Here is a 15,012-nt window from a genome sequence, read left to right on the forward strand (position 1 = left end):
TTGAATTAAAAACGGAGGAATACGCCGGTAAACAGAAAGATAAAAAATTTATATATTTCAATAGATTAATAACAAGCATGAATGTCATGGCATTACTGCCACACAGATCCAATTTGTGAACAATTTATGTATTTTTTGTTAACGTAATCTATACACTCCTCCTCTGCCGACGGGTGCCGACAGCCCCGCCGCGCAATGGGAACTACGTCTCACCAAGGAGGAATTCATGTTCAGACTCACACTGGCAACCCGCCTGGCGCTTTCCATGTCCTTATTCGCCGGCTGGACGGCAACCGCATTCGCCGGCTGGACGGCAACCGCCGGCGCGGCGGACAACGCGCAGCTGACGCAGCGCGAAGACCCTTACTTCCTTCAGGCGCAAGCTCAGCTGCAACAGCGACTGAAACAGACGCCAAACACCAACCGCGCCAAAAACGTCATTCTGGTGGTCGGTGACGGCATGGGATTTTCCACCGTGACCGCCGCCCGCATTTTTGAAGGGCAGCAGCGCGGCGTGGACGGCGAATCCAACGTGCTGGCCTGGGAGGCCTTCCCCTATCTGGCGGCGGCCAAAACCTACTCCGCCGACGCCCAAATCACCGACTCCGCGCCCAGCGCAGTGGCGATGACCACCGGCGTCAAAACCATCAACGATCTGATGGGCCTCAACCATACGGCGACCCTCAACAATTGCGAGGACCAGCAAACCAAGGCCGTCACCACACTGTGGGAGATGGCCGCAACGCTTGGCATGGCCACCGGTGCCGTGACGACCGCGACCATCACCCACGCCACGCCGGGCGCCACCTATGCCCATATCGCCAACCGCGATTGGGAATCCGACGCAAAAATGCCGGCAGCGGCCCTGGCCGCAGGCTGCCGCGACATCGCGCGCCAGCTGGTGGAAATGAAGTACGGTAACGGCCTCAACGTGGCGATGGGCGGTGGGCGCGCCAACTTCCTGCCCGACAGCGTGAGTGATCCGGAATACCCCGGTAAAAAAGGCGCCAGAAAGGATGGCCGCGATCTGACGCAGGCCTGGCTACAACGCTATGGCGAGCGTGGGCAATATGTCTGGAATCAGGCGCAGTTCGCCAAAATCGAACCGGCCAAAGTCGACCACCTGTTGGCCCTGTTCGAGCCATCGCACATGAACTTCGAGCACGATCGGCGGCAAGACGCAGCGGGAGAGCCTTCGCTGGCGGAAATGACCGGCAAGGCCATCGATATTCTGGCCAGGAATCCCGAAGGCTACCTGCTGTTGGTGGAGGGGGGACGCATCGATCACGGTAGCCACAACGGTAACGCCTACCGCACGCTGAGCGACGCGGTCGCGCTGAACGAGGCGGTGAAAACCATCGTCAACAAGGTCAATCTGGACGAAACCCTGGTGATCGTGACCGGCGATCACAGCCACACGTTGACCATCGCCGGCTATGCCAAGCGAGGTAATCCTATCCTCGGCATTTCCGTCGGCGTCGACGGCAAACCGCGACTGGGCAGCGACGGCAAGCCTTACACCACCGTCGGCTTCGCCAATGGCCCCGGCGGCACGATCCCGCTGACCGAACGCCCGGCATTGACCATGGAACAGGCCACCGCGCCCGACTTTATTCAGCCGGCGCTGGTGCCGCTGAAAAGCGAGACCCACGGAGGGGAAGATCTCGGCATCTACGCCATCGGCCCCTGGGCGCATCTGTTCCAGGGCACGGTGGAGGAAAACTACACCTTCCACGTGATGAATTACGCCAGCCGCATCGGCGAACGCCTGTCAGAACGGTAGATAAAAAAAAAGCCGCGTAACGCGGCTTTTTTATCGTTGAAAAGCGGCCGGCTATCAGCTGGCTTTTTTCTCGTGCGCCTGGCGGTAGGCCACCAGATCTTCGATGGTCAGCACCACCATGTCGTGCTGTTTGGCGAAGGTAATCACTTCCGGCGCATGCGCCATGCTGCCATCGTCGTTGGTCAGCTCACACAGCACGCCGGCAGGTTTGAAACCGGCCATGGAAACCAGATCGATAGTCGCTTCGGTGTGGCCGCGACGGCTCAGCACGCCGCCTGGCTGCGCACGCAGCGGGAACACGTGGCCCGGACGGTTCAGGTCGCTCGGCTTGGCGCTGTCTGCCACCGCCGCACGGATGGTGGTCAGGCGATCGGAAGCGGAAACCCCGGTGGTCACGCCCTGCGCCGCTTCAATGGTCACGGTGAAGGCGGTCTGGAACTGACTGGAATTGTTGGTCACCATCATCGGCAGCTCAAGCTGCTGACGGCGTTCTTCGGTGATGCACAGGCACACGATACCGCTGCCGTGGCGAATGGTCAGCGCCATCTGCTCAACGGTCATGGTTTCCGCGGCGAAGATCATGTCACCTTCGTTTTCACGGTTTTCATCATCGAGCACCATTACGCCGCGCCCGTTGCGCAGTGCGTCGATCGCGCGTTCAACGCGTTCTGTCGGCGTGCCGAAGTCTGAAAGTAGCGTCTGATTCATGGTAAAAAACCTCATTAAAAAATTATGGATTACCAGAACCAGGGCGATCTTGAGGAGTAGCTAGCAATAGCTAAAAAAATAACGCAAGCGGGCACAAGCCCGGCAGATACCGTTACTCTCTCCCATCCGGACTATAACCGTCGGCCCCGGAATTACACCGGATCTGCTGACCTCTAACCGGCCCTGACAGGCTGGCTGAGCGCTCGCGGGCTTTCACCGTAGAAGGTGATTTACCGCCGGTGGGGACTTTCACCCCGCCCTGAGAATAAGCAGGTTGACTATAGCGCTAATGGGTAGGCAGGGCAATTGGCAAAAGCACAATTCGGCCACGCACGGCGAATGCGCTTAATGGTTTATCCGGCGGGCAACTCGCATTACACTAAGCGGCAGCTATTAAACTCTGAAAGGGATACGCCATGATTGACCCGAAAAAAATCGAACAAATCGCACGCCAGGTTCATGAGTCCATGCCTAAAGGCGTTCGTGAATTCGGGGAAGACGTTGAGAAAAAAATCCGTCAGGTCCTGCAGTCGCAGCTGACCCGCCTGGATTTGGTTAACCGCGAAGAGTTCGACGTACAGACTCAGGTGCTGTTGCGCACCCGCGAGAAACTGGCGCTGTTGGAACAGCGCATGGCCGAGCTGGAAAGCAAACTGAGCGCGGCACCGGCCGCCAAGCAGGAAGACGAATAAATTCCCGCCAAGGGCGCGCACCAGAACCGCGCGCCCTTGTTCTTTAGATTGCCCGGCGTTAGCCGCGACCGTCTTTGATCGCGTTGATGATGTTGGTGGTCGACAGCCCGTCTTCAAAGTTCAGCACTTTGACATCCCCGCCGTTGGCCCACACTTCCGCACTGCCGGCAATCTCTTCCGGTTTGTAATCACCGCCTTTCACCAGCAGATCCGGCAGAATGTCGGCGATCAAGCGCTGCGGCGTATCCTCTTCGAACGGCACCACCCAATCCACCGCTTCCAGCGCGCCCAGCACGATCATCCGATTCTCCAGCGCGTTGACCGGGCGTGTTTCCCCTTTCAGGCGTTTGGTCGACGCATCGCTGTTCACCGCCACGATCAGGCGGTCGCCCAGCTTGCGGGCGTTGGCCAGATAAGAGACGTGGCCGGCATGCAAAATGTCGAAGATGCCGTTGGTCATCACCACTTTTTCGCCGCGCTGACGCGCCTGCGCGACAGCATGCTTCAACTGCGCTTCGGTCATCACGCCAAAACCGGTTTCGGCACGGCCGCGCACCGCGTTTTCCAGCTCGATGGGCGACACGGTAGAGGTACCAAGCTTGCCCACCACCACGCCGGCGGCGGCGTTAGCCAGGAAACAGGACTCTTCCAGCGAATTACCGGCGGCCAGCGAGGCGGCCAGCACGCCGATCACAGTGTCGCCCGCGCCGGTCACATCGAACACTTCCTGCGCCTGGGTCGGCAAATGCAGCGGTTCAACGCCCGGCTGCAGCAGCGTCATGCCGTGTTCGGAACGGGTAACCAGCAGCGCCGACAGCTCAAAATCCGCCACCAGCTTCATGCCGCGTTCCACCAGCTCCGCCTCATCCTTGCAGTGGCCCACCACCGCTTCGAACTCGGACAGGTTCGGCGTCAGCAGCGTCGCGCCGCGATAGCGCTCGAAGTCAGAGCCTTTCGGATCGATCAGTACCGGCACTTTGGCGGCGCGCGCCAGTTGGATCATGCCCTGCACCTGGCTGAGCGCGCCCTTGGCGTAATCGGACAGCACCAGCGCGCCGATCTGCGGCAGCGCCTGCTGAATACGCTCCAGCATCGGCTGCGGATCGACGTTGGAGAAACCTTCTTCGAAGTCGAGACGGATCAGCTGCTGGTTGCGCGACAGCACGCGCAGCTTGGTGATGGTCGGATGGGTCGGCACCGAGACGAAGTCGCAGCACACGTTGACTTCATTCAGCTTGGCGCTTAGTGCCCGCGCCGCATCGTCGATGCCGGTCAGGCCCACCAGGCGGGAAGTGGCTCCCAGCGAAGCGATGTTCATCGCCACGTTAGCCGCGCCGCCGGGACGCTCTTCGATGGTATCGACCTTGACCACCGGCACCGGGGCTTCCGGTGAAATGCGGCTGGTCGGCCCATACCAATAGCGATCCAACATGACGTCACCGACCACCAGCACACCGGCGCGGCGAAAATCAGGCAGCGTAACTTTCATCCGATAACTCCAAAAAAGTACAAAATTTTAGTGGCGCAGATATTACCACAGACCGCCGGAATACCCGCAAAAAGGTATTAATCCAGCCATTTGGCCCAGCTGGCACGCACCTGCTCGCGCTCGGCGGCGAACAGCTCGCTGCCGACCTTGCCGGAATGCTCCTGCAGCGCCAGATGGTGGATCTCGTCGCGCATGGTGACATAGGCCTGGGTCAACGCGCGCGCCTCCTCTTCCGGCATGATGTCGTAATTGGCCATCAGCTCGAAGATGCGCACGTTGTCCGACCAACGCGTCAGCCGCGGTTCACCCGGCGCATAGCGTAAGACCAGATATTGGGCGATAAATTCGATGTCGGTAATGCCGCCCTCATCGGTTTTGATATCAAACAGATCGCGCTGCTTGTTGCCGAGATGGTTGCGCATCTTTTCGCGCATCTCGCGCACTTCGCGCTTCAGGATCTCCGCATCGCGCGTTTTGCACAGGATCTCGCGCCGGATCGCGTCGAACTGCTGATGCAGCGCCGGATCGCCATGCACGATGCGCGCACGCACCAGGGCCTGATGTTCCCAGGTCCAGGCTTCATTTTGCTGGTAGTCGGCGAACGCCTCGACGGTGCTGACCAGCATCCCCGCGGCGCCGGAAGGCCGCAGGCGCGCGTCCACCTCATACAGAATGCCGGAGGAGGTGCGGGTACTGAACAGATGCATCACCCGCTGCGCCAGCCGCAGGTAGAACTGACGGCCGTCGATGCAGCGATCGCCGTCGGTCATCACCTCCGGCGGGCAATCCAGCAGGAACACCAGATCGAGATCGGAACTGTAACCCAGCTCCCAGCCACCCAGCTTGCCGTAGCCGATCACCGCAAAGCCGCGCCCTTCACGCTCCTGCAGATGGGTCGGCTGGCCGTAGCGCGCCACCATGTCGCTCCAGGCCTGTTGCACCACCGCGTCGATGATCGCTTCCGCCAGATAAGTCAGGTGGTCGCTCACTTTCATCACCGGCAGCGCGCCGGCGATATCCGCCGCGGCGATGCGCAGTTGCTGCGCCTGTTTGAACTGGCGCAGCGCCTCCAGCTTTTGCTCTTCGTCGTCTTCCGGCACCCGCAGCAGGTACTGGCGCAGCTCGCTGCGGTAGGCATCCAGCGCCACCGGCTGATACAGCGTGGCCGGATCCAGCAGTTCGTCCAGCAACAGCGGATAGCGCGACAGCTGGTTGGCAACCATCGGCGACGCGGCGCACAGGCGGATCAGATGGCTGAGCGCCGCGTGGTACTCCACCAGCAGCTCGAGGTAGGTCGTACGGGTGACGATGCTGAGCAGCAGCTGCGCCAGTCGCACCAGCGCGGTCGGCGCGTCCTGGCGCGGGCACACTTCCGCCAACAGGCGCGGCATCAACTGATCGAGCACGTCGCGGCCGCGCGGGCCGATGGTGCGTTTGTCGACGTCATGGCGGAAATCGGCGATGGTGCGCAACATCTGTCGGCGCCCCTCTTCGTCCAGGTGCGGCGTCAACGGCGCCAGCTCATTTTCCTCCAGCGCGTCCTGCCATAGGCTGTGGTAGTGTTGGTAGTCGGGATCTTCGCCGACATCCGGGCTATCGTCGCCGATCAGGTCGTCGAACACCGCCCGCACCGCCTGCATGTGCAACTCCAGCGTCGCCATCAGCGCCGGCCAATCCGCCAGCCCCATGCCGTAGGCCAGCCGTGCCTGATCGAGCGCATCCTGCGGCAGCGTCTGGGTTTGCTGATCGCCGATCGCCTGCAGCAGATTCTCCAGCCGCCGCAGGAACAGATAGGCGGCGCTCAGCGCCCGCACTTGCTCGGCCTCCAGCAGCCCCAGCTCACCCACCGCCTGCAGCGTCGGCAACAGTGAACGCCCCTGCAGCGCCGGCTCGCGGCCGCCGCGGATCAGCTGGAATACCTGGGTGATGAATTCGATTTCCCGAATGCCGCCGGCACCCAGCTTGATGTTGTCCTTCAGGCCGCGACGCCGCACTTCACGGGCGATCATGCCCTTCATGTTGCGCAATGATTGAATGACGCTGAAATCGATATAGCGGCGGAACACGAACGGCCGCAGCGTTTTGCGCAGCTCCTGGCTGTAGGCGTCTTCTGCGCCGCCCATCAGGCGCGCCTTCACCATCGCATAACGTTCCCAGTCGCGCCCCTGCTCCTGATAGTAATCTTCCAGCGCCGCGAAGCTCATCACCAACGGGCCGCTGTCGCCGAACGGCCGCAGCCGCATGTCGACGCGATAAACGAAGCCGTCGATGGTCTGCTGATCCAGCGCCTTGATCAGCCGCTGGCCGAGGCGGGTGAAGAACTGGGCATTGTCCAGCTCGCGCCGCCCGCCCTGGGTCTGGCCGTTTTCCGGGTAGGCGAAGATCAGATCGATATCCGACGAGAAATTCAGCTCGCCGCCGCCCAGCTTGCCCATGCCGAGGATCAGCAGCGGCTGCGGTTCACCGGCGGCGTTGCACGGCGTGCCCCACTCGCGGCAGCAGGTTTGGTACAGCCAGTCGCGCGCGCTGACGATCAGCGTTTCCGCCAATCCGCTCAGCTGCAGCAGCGTTTCTTCGGTCGAACACAGCCCCTGAGCCTGCGCCCAGGCAATGCGCACCAGCGTTTCACGGCGAAACAGACGCAGCGTGCGCATCAGCTGGGCCTCATCGCGCACCTCTTCCAGCTCGTCCTGCAACCAGGCGGCATAGTGTTGCCACTCGCCGGGCGCCGGCGGCTGTTCGCGCAGCGTCGCCAGCCAGGCCGGCTGGGCGAACAGCGCGTCGCTGACGAAATCGCTCGACGCCAGCACCCACTGCTCCTGTTCGCTAAAGGCGCAGTCCGCGCCGTGAACTTCCTGAAAACGCTGCACAACCTGCTGTGCCTGAGCCTGTAACGCGGCTGAAAGTGGCGACATAGTGTATGACCCGTTCTGCGGCCCACGGCTGGCGGGCCGGCTGGATTAACGAAGCGCGCCGTTTAACCAGAATGGCGCATGCGATAAGGCCTGTTTGCGGCTGGCTTCATACCAGCCTTGGCGGCGCTCGCTCAGCGCTGCCTGCAGCTCGCGCCAGGCCTCGATATAAGGCCCGGTCTGCTCGTCGGGGTAGGCGCCCGACAGCAGGACCAGCGCCGAAATCTGACGCGTCAGACGCGGCAATTGTTCCTGATATTCATCTTCGTTCAGCATACGGCTGAAGGCTTCTTTCAGCTCCGCGCCGCTGCGCCCCAGCATGATGTCGCTGAAGCGCTTGAAAGAACCGTCCAGCTTGGCCTGCCCTTTGGCATCGATAAACGGCCGCCAGGCGCCGCTCACCAGCCATGATGTGAGCGCCAACTTACATTGCAGATAGGCCGTGCTGTAGCACAGGGTCTCTGGCTGTGCGGCTTTGTCCGCCAACAGCGGTTCGAGCTCGGTCAGGCGGGCGCGCAGATCGGCGCTGGCCTTGCGCGGCACCAGGCCACCGAAGATCACCAGCGCCTGGCGGATCGTTCCGACCGCCTCAATCACCGAAGCGCGCGCCTGCGCGTCGCCGCGCAGCCACAGCTCCTCGTGGTACTGCCAGTGGCTCAGCGCCTGCTCGAAGGCGGCGATCATCCCCTGCTCCACGGTCGCCTTGGCCGCCGGCTTCAGCACCTGCAGTGGGCGCACCTCGCGCGGAGGATTGCCCTGCGCCAGGTGGTAACCGCGCGCCGCCTTGCTCAGGCTGCCCTGACGCAACCCGTCGTGCGCCGCCAGCTCACCGGCCAACGCCAGCAGATCGGCGGTATCGCCTTTCAACAGCTCCAGCTCGATCTCGCTCAGGGCTTCGCTGAGGTCACCGGCACGCACCTCGCCCTGGTCCAGGCCAATCTCTATCTCGCTTTTGCCGTAAGTAACCACCCACTTCTCACGCACGAAATCGGTACGGAACAGCGGTTGCAACGCCTGCTGCAGCGCCGCGATATCGCAATCCTGCGGCCAGATGTCGGCAGGAAACTGCGCCAGCGCCAGCTGCGGCTCGGCGATAGCGACATTGTATTCCGGGCGCTGGTGCAGGCCGCCCACCACTTTACCGGCGGTTTTGATGGTCATCTCATAGCGATCGTCGAAACCGCGAATGCGCAGCCCCATGTCGTGACGGCGCAGGACGTTGTCGGCCGTTTCGAAGTAAATGTTGGTCAGCTTTTGCGGCGCGGAATGCTGATGCGGCCAGGCGGCGAGCCATTGCGGAAGAGCGGCCACCGCTTGCGGCGCGGCGATGAATTTCAGTTCAATTTCAACGGTCATAATTCTTTAACACCAATAAGTTATGCATTCACGTCGGTTTCAGCGCGGCGCGTTCGGCCCGCCGTATGCTGCCCACTGACGCACAGTTGCCGTTATCTTACCGCGATTCCCGGCGCCTTAACCCTGCTAACTGTAGAAAAAACCTGTTACGTTATAAAACGCTGCGCAACTCACAGAATCAGCCACAGTAAGATAGTTCTCATTCCGGTTTTGGCGTTGCGTCGTCAGACTGAACCCTCTACTATCGTTCCATAAATTCACCCAGAAACGATGAACTAATGCAGAAATTACGCCTGATTTGCCTTGCCGCGCTGAGCTTCAGCATCACTTGGGCCGCACATGCCGAAGATAAACGCTATATCTCCGATGAGTTAAGCACTTACGTCCATAGCGGCCCAGGTAATCAGTACCGTATTGTCGGCACTCTGAACGCCGGTGAAGAAGTCACCCTATTGAGCGTCAACGACAGCACCAACTACGGCCAGATCCGCGATCCGAAAGGCCGCACCACCTGGATCCCGCTCGACCAGCTCAGCCAGACGCCAAGCCTGCGCACTCGCGTGCCCGAGCTGGAACAGCAGGTGAAAACCCTGACCGACAAGCTGGCCAACATCGACAACACCTGGAACCAGCGCACCTCGGAAATGCAGGAGAAAGTCGCGGGCAGCGACAGCACCATCAGCAGCCTGCAGAAGGAAAACCAGGATCTGAAAAACCAGCTGGTGGTCGCGCAGAAGAAGGTCAACGCCGTTAACCTGCAGCTCGACGACAAGCAGCGCACCATTATCCTGCAGTGGTTCATGTACGGCGGCGGCGTCGCCGGCGTCGGTTTGCTGCTGGGCCTGCTGTTGCCGCACCTGATCCCGCGCCGCAAGAACAACAACCGCTGGATGAACTGATCTCAGTATCGTTCAGTTTGAGTATGGGCGCCTGCGGGCGCCCTTTTCATTGGTGCCGACATCCCGCGGCCAATTCATGTAATCTGATAGACAGAGCCTTACACGATATTCAGGAGTCAACAGTGCAGATTTATCTGGTCGGCGGCGCCGTTCGCGACAGCCTGCTCAACATCCCGGTAGTCGATCATGATTGGGTGGTGGTGGGCGCCACGCCGGCGGAGCTGCTGGCATTGGGCTACCAACAGGTCGGCAAAGATTTCCCGGTGTTCCTCAACCCCGATTCTCATGAGGAGTACGCGCTGGCGCGCACCGAGCGCAAATCCGGCCAGGGGTACACCGGTTTTACCTGCTATGCCGCGCCGGACGTCACGCTGGAAGAAGATCTGCTGCGGCGCGATCTGACCATCAACGCCATCGCCCGCTCCGCCGAAGGGGAACTGATTGACCCTTACGGCGGCGTGGCCGATCTGCAGGCGCGCGTGCTGCGCCACGTTTCCGACGCGTTCGGCGAAGATCCGCTGCGCGTACTGCGCGTGGCCCGCTTCAATGCCCGCTTCGCCCACCTGGGTTTTCACATTGCCGACGAAACGCTCGCCCTGATGCGCCAAATGGCGCACGGCGGTGAACTGGCTGCGCTGACCGCCGAACGCGTCTGGAAGGAAACCGAAAAGGCGCTGCAAAGCCAGAGCCCGCAGGTCTATTTTCAGGTGCTGCGCGACTGTGATGCACTGGCGGTGCTGTTCCCGGAAATCGACGCGCTGTTCGGCGTTCCGGCCCCCGCCAAGTGGCACCCGGAGATCGACACCGGCGTGCACACGCTGATGGCGCTGGCGATTGCCGCCCGCCTCACGCCGGAGGTGGACGTGCGCTTCGCCACCCTGTGCCATGACCTCGGCAAGGGGTTGACGCCGAAAGAGTTCTGGCCGCATCACCACGGCCACGGCCCGGCGGGCGTGCGGCTGGTCGAAGCGCTGTGCCAGCGACTGCGGGTGCCCAACCCGGTGCGCGATCTGAGCAAGCTGGTGGCCGAGTACCATGATCTGATCCACACCGTGAACAAGCTGCGGCCGGAAACCCTGCTGAAGCTGTTCGACGCCATCGACGTCTGGCGCAAGCCCCAAAGGCTGGAGCAGATGATCCTGACCAGCGAAGCGGACGCGCGTGGCCGCACCGGCTTTGAGGAGAACCCTTATCCGCAGGGAGACTATCTGCGCCAGGCGTATCAGGTGGCGAACGCGGTATCTATTAAAGAAGTGGTCGCCAGCGGGCTGCAGGGCACCGCGATCCGCGATGAGCTCAAACGCCGCCGCCAGCAGGCGCTGGCCGACTGGAAGCTCAATCAAACTATCCTCAACGATCAGGCATAAAAAAACCCCGCAGAGCGGGGTTTTTTCTTGGCGTCGGGCTTACAGGAATACCATGTAAACCACGGCCGCCACGATAAAGCGGTAGATGGCGAACGGCACGAACGAGATGCGCTTGATCAGCGACAGGAAGGTCTTGATCGCAATCAGCGCCACCACGAAGGCCGTAACGAAACCGACGGCGAACATCGGCAGATCGCCCCAGGTCAGGAAGTGCAGGCTCTTGTACAGATCCAGGCCGCTGGCGCCAATCATCATCGGCACCGCCAAAATGAAGGAGAACTCGGACGCCGCATAGCGATTCACGCCCACCAGCATACCGCCGGCGATAGTGGAACCCGAACGGGAGAAGCCCGGCCACAGCGCCAGGCACTGGAAGCAGCCGATCATGAACGCCTGGCGATAGGTGATGTCATCCAGCCCTTCCGCGCTCGGTTTCTTCGGCTTCAGCCATTCCGCTGCCAGCAGCAGCAGGCCGCCGACCACCAACGCGTACATCACGTTTTTCGGCGCGAACAGCGACTTGATGAAATCATGGAAGGCCAGACCCAGCACCACCGCCGGGATCATCGCCAACAGGATGTGCCCCAGCTTCAGCTGGCCGCTGGTTTTGCCCTCGTGCTCCACCGGCTTGCCGCCGAAATGGATGCCGATCAGGCCGAACAGCCGGCGCCAGAACATCACCACCACGGCCAGGATCGACCCCAGTTGGATGATGACTTCAAAGGTTTTGGCTTTGTCGCCGGTAAAGCCCAGCCACTCGCCAACGATAATCATATGCCCGGTGGAAGACACCGGCAGAAATTCGGTTAACCCCTCAACAACCCCAAGAACAAACGCAATAAACAGTGAATGCATGTCAGCCATGTGCTTCGATCACCCCATAAAATAACGGCTATCACATAAAAAAGCGGCAATGCTTAAAGACAATGCCGCTAAAACAATTCTCAGGATTAAGACCAGGTTAACGGTCTTTCGTTGCAAGCAGATGACATAAAATTATGCGGGACGAGTGCCGCGCTCAATGATCACGCCGACCCGACTGGCATGTGCTACAGCGCCCGGTTTGCTGACCTTAATACGGACCCAGGGGGAATTGAAGCGCTGAAGCAAAATTTCGGATATTTCCTCCGCCACGCGTTCCACCAGCGCGAAGCGGTTCGACTCCAAGTGCTGGATCACGGCGTCGCTGACGTCGGCATAGCTCAGACAGTCGGTTACGTCATCGCTGGCGGCGGCCGGCCGGTTATCCCAGCCCATTTCGATATCGAACACCAGCTTCTGACGAATGCCCTGTTCCCACTCATAAACGCCAATGGTGGTAATTACGGTAAGCTCTTCAATAAATACGATATCCATCACGTCATTCTCTGTTTTTGGCCTTGCCGGATACCACTTCCAGCGGAATGTGCGTATTATCCATAGATGTTGCGAGTAAAACGACCATTATTAAACGGAACCGCGTTATGAGTGCTACCGCGCTTGGCATGATTATCTTCGCGTATCTGTGCGGCTCGATTTCGAGCGCGATCCTGGTTTGCCGGATCGCCAGGCTGCCGGACCCGCGTGAGCATGGCTCAGGAAACCCCGGGGCGACCAACGTCCTGCGCATCGGCGGCCGGCTGGCGGCGGCGGCGGTGTTGGTGTTCGATATTCTGAAAGGGATGTTGCCGGTCTGGCTGGCCTACAAACTCGATGTGCCGCCGCTGTACCTCGGCCTGACGGCGATCGCCGCCTGCCTGGGGCACATCTATCCGGTATTCTTCCACTTTCGCGGCGGTAAAGGCGTGGCGACGGCGTTTGGCGCCATCGCGCCTATCGGTTGGGATCTGACCGGCCTGATGACCGGCACCTGGCTGCTGACGGTGTTGCTCAGCGGCTACTCTTCGCTCGGCGCTATCGTCAGCGCGCTGATCGCCCCGTTCTACGTCTGGTGGTTCAAACCGCAGTTCACCTTCCCGGTGGCGATGCTCTCCTGCCTGATCCTGATGCGGCATCACGACAATATCCAGCGCCTGTGGCGCGGCCAGGAAGGCAAGATTTGGGGCAAGTTCCGCAAGAAGAAAAACGACGCGGATGCGGATAACGGCGACCAGCCGAAAGACGAATAACAGAAGGGCCGGATTATCCGGCCCTTTGCTTTATACCGCAGGCAGTTCCGCCAGCGGCCAGCGCGGCCGCACCGAAACGCTCAGCTCCGGGTTGGCGCCGCTCTTCAGGCGCACCATGCCGGCATAGGCGATCATCGCGCCGTTGTCGGTGCAAAATTCCGGGCGAGCATAGAACACTTCCCCGCCGCGTTTCTGCATCATCTCTGCCAGCTTGGCGCGCAACGTGCGGTTGGCGCTCACGCCGCCGGCCATCACCAGGCGTTTGAAGCCGGTTTGCTCCAGCGCACGTTTGCATTTGATCGCCAACGTATCTACCACCGCATCCTCGAAAGCGCGGGCGATGTCGGCACGCGTCTGATCGTCGTTGCCGTTGGAGCGAATGGTGTTGGCGGCGAAGGTTTTCAACCCGGAGAAGCTGAAGTCCAGCCCCGGACGATCGGTCATCGGCCGCGGGAAGGTGAAGCGCCCCGCCGTGCCCTGCTGCGCCATCTTCGACAGCATCGGCCCGCCGGGATAATCCAGGCCGAGCAGCTTGGCAGTTTTGTCGAACGCTTCGCCGGCGGCATCGTCGATCGACTCGCCCAGCAGTTCATACTCACCGATGCCGGTGACGCTGATCAGCTGAGTGTGGCCGCCGGAGACCAGCAGCGCGACGAACGGGAACGCCGGCGGATTGTCTTCCAGCATCGGTGCCAGCAGGTGGCCTTCCATATGATGCACCGGCACTGCCGGCACGTTCCAGGCGAACGCCAGCGCGCGCCCCACGGTAGCACCGACCAGCAGCGCGCCCACCAGGCCAGGCCCGGCGGTATAGGCCACGCCGTCGATGTCGGCCGGGGTCAGGTTGGCCTCTTTCAGCGCCGCCTGAATCAGCGGCACGGTTTTGCGCACGTGATCGCGGGAGGCCAGTTCCGGCACCACGCCGCCGTAGTCGGCGTGCAGCTTCACCTGACTGTATAATTGGTTGGCCAACAAACCGGTTTGATCGTCATACACTGCAATTCCGGTTTCATCGCAGGACGTTTCTATACCCAGTACTCGCATTACATTTCCCATCATTCACGTGCGGCCGCCAGTCTACCACATTCCGCCGCATTTACCGCCAGCGCGGCGCATCTTGTCACCGGCTCGCACCTATGTCGATGATTCATCCAGAAAAGGCCCTGGCGATTAAAGACGAGCATTTTTTTCTGATTAGTCTATAATCAGCGCCCGGTGCAAAATTGCGCACGTTGCGGCAGAGCGACGCGGGTTTCAATTTGCTGTGGTGCTTTACAAAGCAGCATCCATTGGAGTAAAATTCCGCACCATTTTGAAAAGGCTGGCGCTTGGCCAGCAACAAACCGAATTTTATTGAGGTGAGAGGCACATGCCGGTAATTAAAGTACGTGAAAACGAGCCATTTGACGTTGCTCTGCGTCGTTTCAAACGCTCTTGCGAAAAAGCGGGTGTTTTAGCTGAAGTTCGTCGTCGTGAGTTTTATGAAAAACCAACTACCGAACGTAAACGCGCTAAAGCTTCTGCTGTGAAACGTCACGCGAAGAAACTGGCTCGCGAAAACGCACGCCGCACTCGTCTGTATTAATTCTTCGGGGGCAACCCCACCGCGTGAATTTCTGATTTTCAAAATCGCGCAGACCGAGTAGTTGCATACGAAGGCCGTGCTTTCCGAAAGGAATGCGCGGCTTGTTCTCGTTT

The 15,012-nt window shown here is 60.6% G+C and carries 13 protein-coding genes and 1 riboswitch; of the genes, 6 read left to right on the forward strand and 7 right to left on the reverse strand.

Going from position 1 to position 15,012, the window contains the following annotated elements; translation table 11 throughout:
• Positions 1-226: 226 nt before the first annotated feature.
• The gene (locus ACYF6X_RS20930; protein ID WP_130017278.1) at positions 227-1,783 is read left to right on the forward strand and encodes an alkaline phosphatase; all 1,557 of its coding nucleotides are present in this window, start codon (positions 227-229) and stop codon (positions 1,781-1,783) included.
• Positions 1,784-1,837: 54 nt separating this feature from the next.
• Here ACYF6X_RS20930 and ribB read toward each other — a convergent pair whose 3' ends face one another.
• The gene (ribB, locus tag ACYF6X_RS20935) at positions 1,838-2,491 is read right to left on the reverse strand and encodes a 3,4-dihydroxy-2-butanone-4-phosphate synthase (RefSeq protein ID WP_004937218.1); all 654 of its coding nucleotides are present in this window, start codon (positions 2,489-2,491) and stop codon (positions 1,838-1,840) included.
• A gap of 110 nt (positions 2,492-2,601) precedes the next feature.
• Positions 2,602-2,762, reverse strand: a riboswitch (FMN riboswitch).
• Between the two features lie 145 nt (positions 2,763-2,907).
• Between ribB and ubiK the strand changes: the two genes are divergently transcribed.
• Positions 2,908-3,183 carry a ubiquinone biosynthesis accessory factor UbiK gene (gene ubiK / locus ACYF6X_RS20940; protein ID WP_004937216.1) on the forward strand — a complete coding sequence of 92 codons (276 nt, stop codon included), beginning with the start codon at positions 2,908-2,910 and terminating at the stop codon, positions 3,181-3,183.
• Positions 3,184-3,241: 58 nt separating this feature from the next.
• On the opposite strand, the gene hldE is transcribed toward ubiK, so the two are convergent.
• From hldE to ACYF6X_RS20955, 3 genes are all read right to left on the reverse strand, one after another.
• Positions 3,242-4,672 carry a bifunctional D-glycero-beta-D-manno-heptose-7-phosphate kinase/D-glycero-beta-D-manno-heptose 1-phosphate adenylyltransferase HldE gene (hldE, locus tag ACYF6X_RS20945; RefSeq protein WP_130017277.1) on the reverse strand — a complete coding sequence of 477 codons (1,431 nt, stop codon included), beginning with the start codon at positions 4,670-4,672 and terminating at the stop codon, positions 3,242-3,244.
• Positions 4,673-4,749: 77 nt separating this feature from the next.
• On the reverse strand, positions 4,750-7,587 hold the full coding sequence (gene glnE, locus ACYF6X_RS20950) for a bifunctional [glutamate--ammonia ligase]-adenylyl-L-tyrosine phosphorylase/[glutamate--ammonia-ligase] adenylyltransferase (protein ID WP_107227061.1): 2,838 nt from the start codon (positions 7,585-7,587) through the stop codon (positions 4,750-4,752).
• A gap of 45 nt (positions 7,588-7,632) precedes the next feature.
• The gene (locus ACYF6X_RS20955) at positions 7,633-8,940 is read right to left on the reverse strand and encodes a CYTH domain-containing protein (protein WP_063988659.1); all 1,308 of its coding nucleotides are present in this window, start codon (positions 8,938-8,940) and stop codon (positions 7,633-7,635) included.
• A gap of 278 nt (positions 8,941-9,218) precedes the next feature.
• Between ACYF6X_RS20955 and ACYF6X_RS20960 the strand changes: the two genes are divergently transcribed.
• Positions 9,219-9,839, forward strand: a complete 621-nt coding sequence (locus tag ACYF6X_RS20960) for a TIGR04211 family SH3 domain-containing protein (protein ID WP_019453078.1) — start codon at positions 9,219-9,221, stop codon at positions 9,837-9,839.
• Positions 9,840-9,961: 122 nt separating this feature from the next.
• Positions 9,962-11,206, forward strand: a complete 1,245-nt coding sequence (locus tag ACYF6X_RS20965; RefSeq protein WP_130017276.1) for a multifunctional CCA addition/repair protein — start codon at positions 9,962-9,964, stop codon at positions 11,204-11,206.
• A 39-nt stretch (positions 11,207-11,245) separates the two neighbouring features.
• Here the strand turns inward: ACYF6X_RS20965 and bacA are convergent, their stop codons facing one another.
• Both bacA and folB read right to left on the reverse strand, forming a co-directional pair.
• A complete protein-coding gene (gene bacA, locus ACYF6X_RS20970) occupies positions 11,246-12,070 on the reverse strand; it encodes an undecaprenyl-diphosphate phosphatase (RefSeq protein ID WP_004937204.1) in 825 nt (274 codons plus the stop codon).
• A gap of 132 nt (positions 12,071-12,202) precedes the next feature.
• Positions 12,203-12,562 carry a bifunctional dihydroneopterin aldolase/7,8-dihydroneopterin epimerase gene (folB, locus tag ACYF6X_RS20975; RefSeq protein WP_130017300.1) on the reverse strand — a complete coding sequence of 120 codons (360 nt, stop codon included), beginning with the start codon at positions 12,560-12,562 and terminating at the stop codon, positions 12,203-12,205.
• Between the two features lie 107 nt (positions 12,563-12,669).
• Between folB and plsY the strand changes: the two genes are divergently transcribed.
• On the forward strand, positions 12,670-13,314 hold the full coding sequence (gene plsY / locus ACYF6X_RS20980; RefSeq protein ID WP_063988657.1) for a glycerol-3-phosphate 1-O-acyltransferase PlsY: 645 nt from the start codon (positions 12,670-12,672) through the stop codon (positions 13,312-13,314).
• A 30-nt stretch (positions 13,315-13,344) separates the two neighbouring features.
• On the opposite strand, the gene tsaD is transcribed toward plsY, so the two are convergent.
• Entirely contained in the window at positions 13,345-14,358 is a 1,014-nt protein-coding gene (gene tsaD / locus ACYF6X_RS20985) for a tRNA (adenosine(37)-N6)-threonylcarbamoyltransferase complex transferase subunit TsaD (RefSeq protein WP_004937199.1), read from the reverse strand.
• Positions 14,359-14,683: 325 nt separating this feature from the next.
• Here tsaD and rpsU point away from each other — a divergent pair, with 325 nt between their 5' ends.
• Complete coding sequence (gene rpsU, locus ACYF6X_RS20990; RefSeq protein ID WP_001144069.1) at positions 14,684-14,899, forward strand: 30S ribosomal protein S21; 216 nt, start codon at positions 14,684-14,686, stop codon at positions 14,897-14,899.
• Positions 14,900-15,012 lie beyond the last annotated feature (113 nt).

Source organism: Serratia sp. ID 25-353 (genome assembly GCF_054792795.1).

Bases quoted from the DNA above. Each gene is read 5' to 3' on its own strand.
- ACYF6X_RS20930 (WP_130017278.1), top strand. From the start codon at position 227: ATGTTCAGACTCACACTGGCAACCCGCCTGGCGCTTTCCATGTCCTTA.
- ribB (WP_004937218.1), bottom strand. From the start codon at position 2,491: ATGAATCAGACGCTACTTTCAGACTTCGGCACGCCGACAGAACGCGTT.
- ubiK (WP_004937216.1), top strand. From the start codon at position 2,908: ATGATTGACCCGAAAAAAATCGAACAAATCGCACGCCAGGTTCATGAG.
- hldE (WP_130017277.1), bottom strand. From the start codon at position 4,672: ATGAAAGTTACGCTGCCTGATTTTCGCCGCGCCGGTGTGCTGGTGGTC.
- glnE (WP_107227061.1), bottom strand. From the start codon at position 7,587: ATGTCGCCACTTTCAGCCGCGTTACAGGCTCAGGCACAGCAGGTTGTG.
- ACYF6X_RS20955 (WP_063988659.1), bottom strand. From the start codon at position 8,940: ATGACCGTTGAAATTGAACTGAAATTCATCGCCGCGCCGCAAGCGGTG.
- ACYF6X_RS20960 (WP_019453078.1), top strand. From the start codon at position 9,219: ATGCAGAAATTACGCCTGATTTGCCTTGCCGCGCTGAGCTTCAGCATC.
- bacA (WP_004937204.1), bottom strand. From the start codon at position 12,070: ATGGCTGACATGCATTCACTGTTTATTGCGTTTGTTCTTGGGGTTGTT.
- folB (WP_130017300.1), bottom strand. From the start codon at position 12,562: ATGGATATCGTATTTATTGAAGAGCTTACCGTAATTACCACCATTGGC.
- plsY (WP_063988657.1), top strand. From the start codon at position 12,670: ATGAGTGCTACCGCGCTTGGCATGATTATCTTCGCGTATCTGTGCGGC.
- tsaD (WP_004937199.1), bottom strand. From the start codon at position 14,358: ATGCGAGTACTGGGTATAGAAACGTCCTGCGATGAAACCGGAATTGCA.
- rpsU (WP_001144069.1), top strand. From the start codon at position 14,684: ATGCCGGTAATTAAAGTACGTGAAAACGAGCCATTTGACGTTGCTCTG.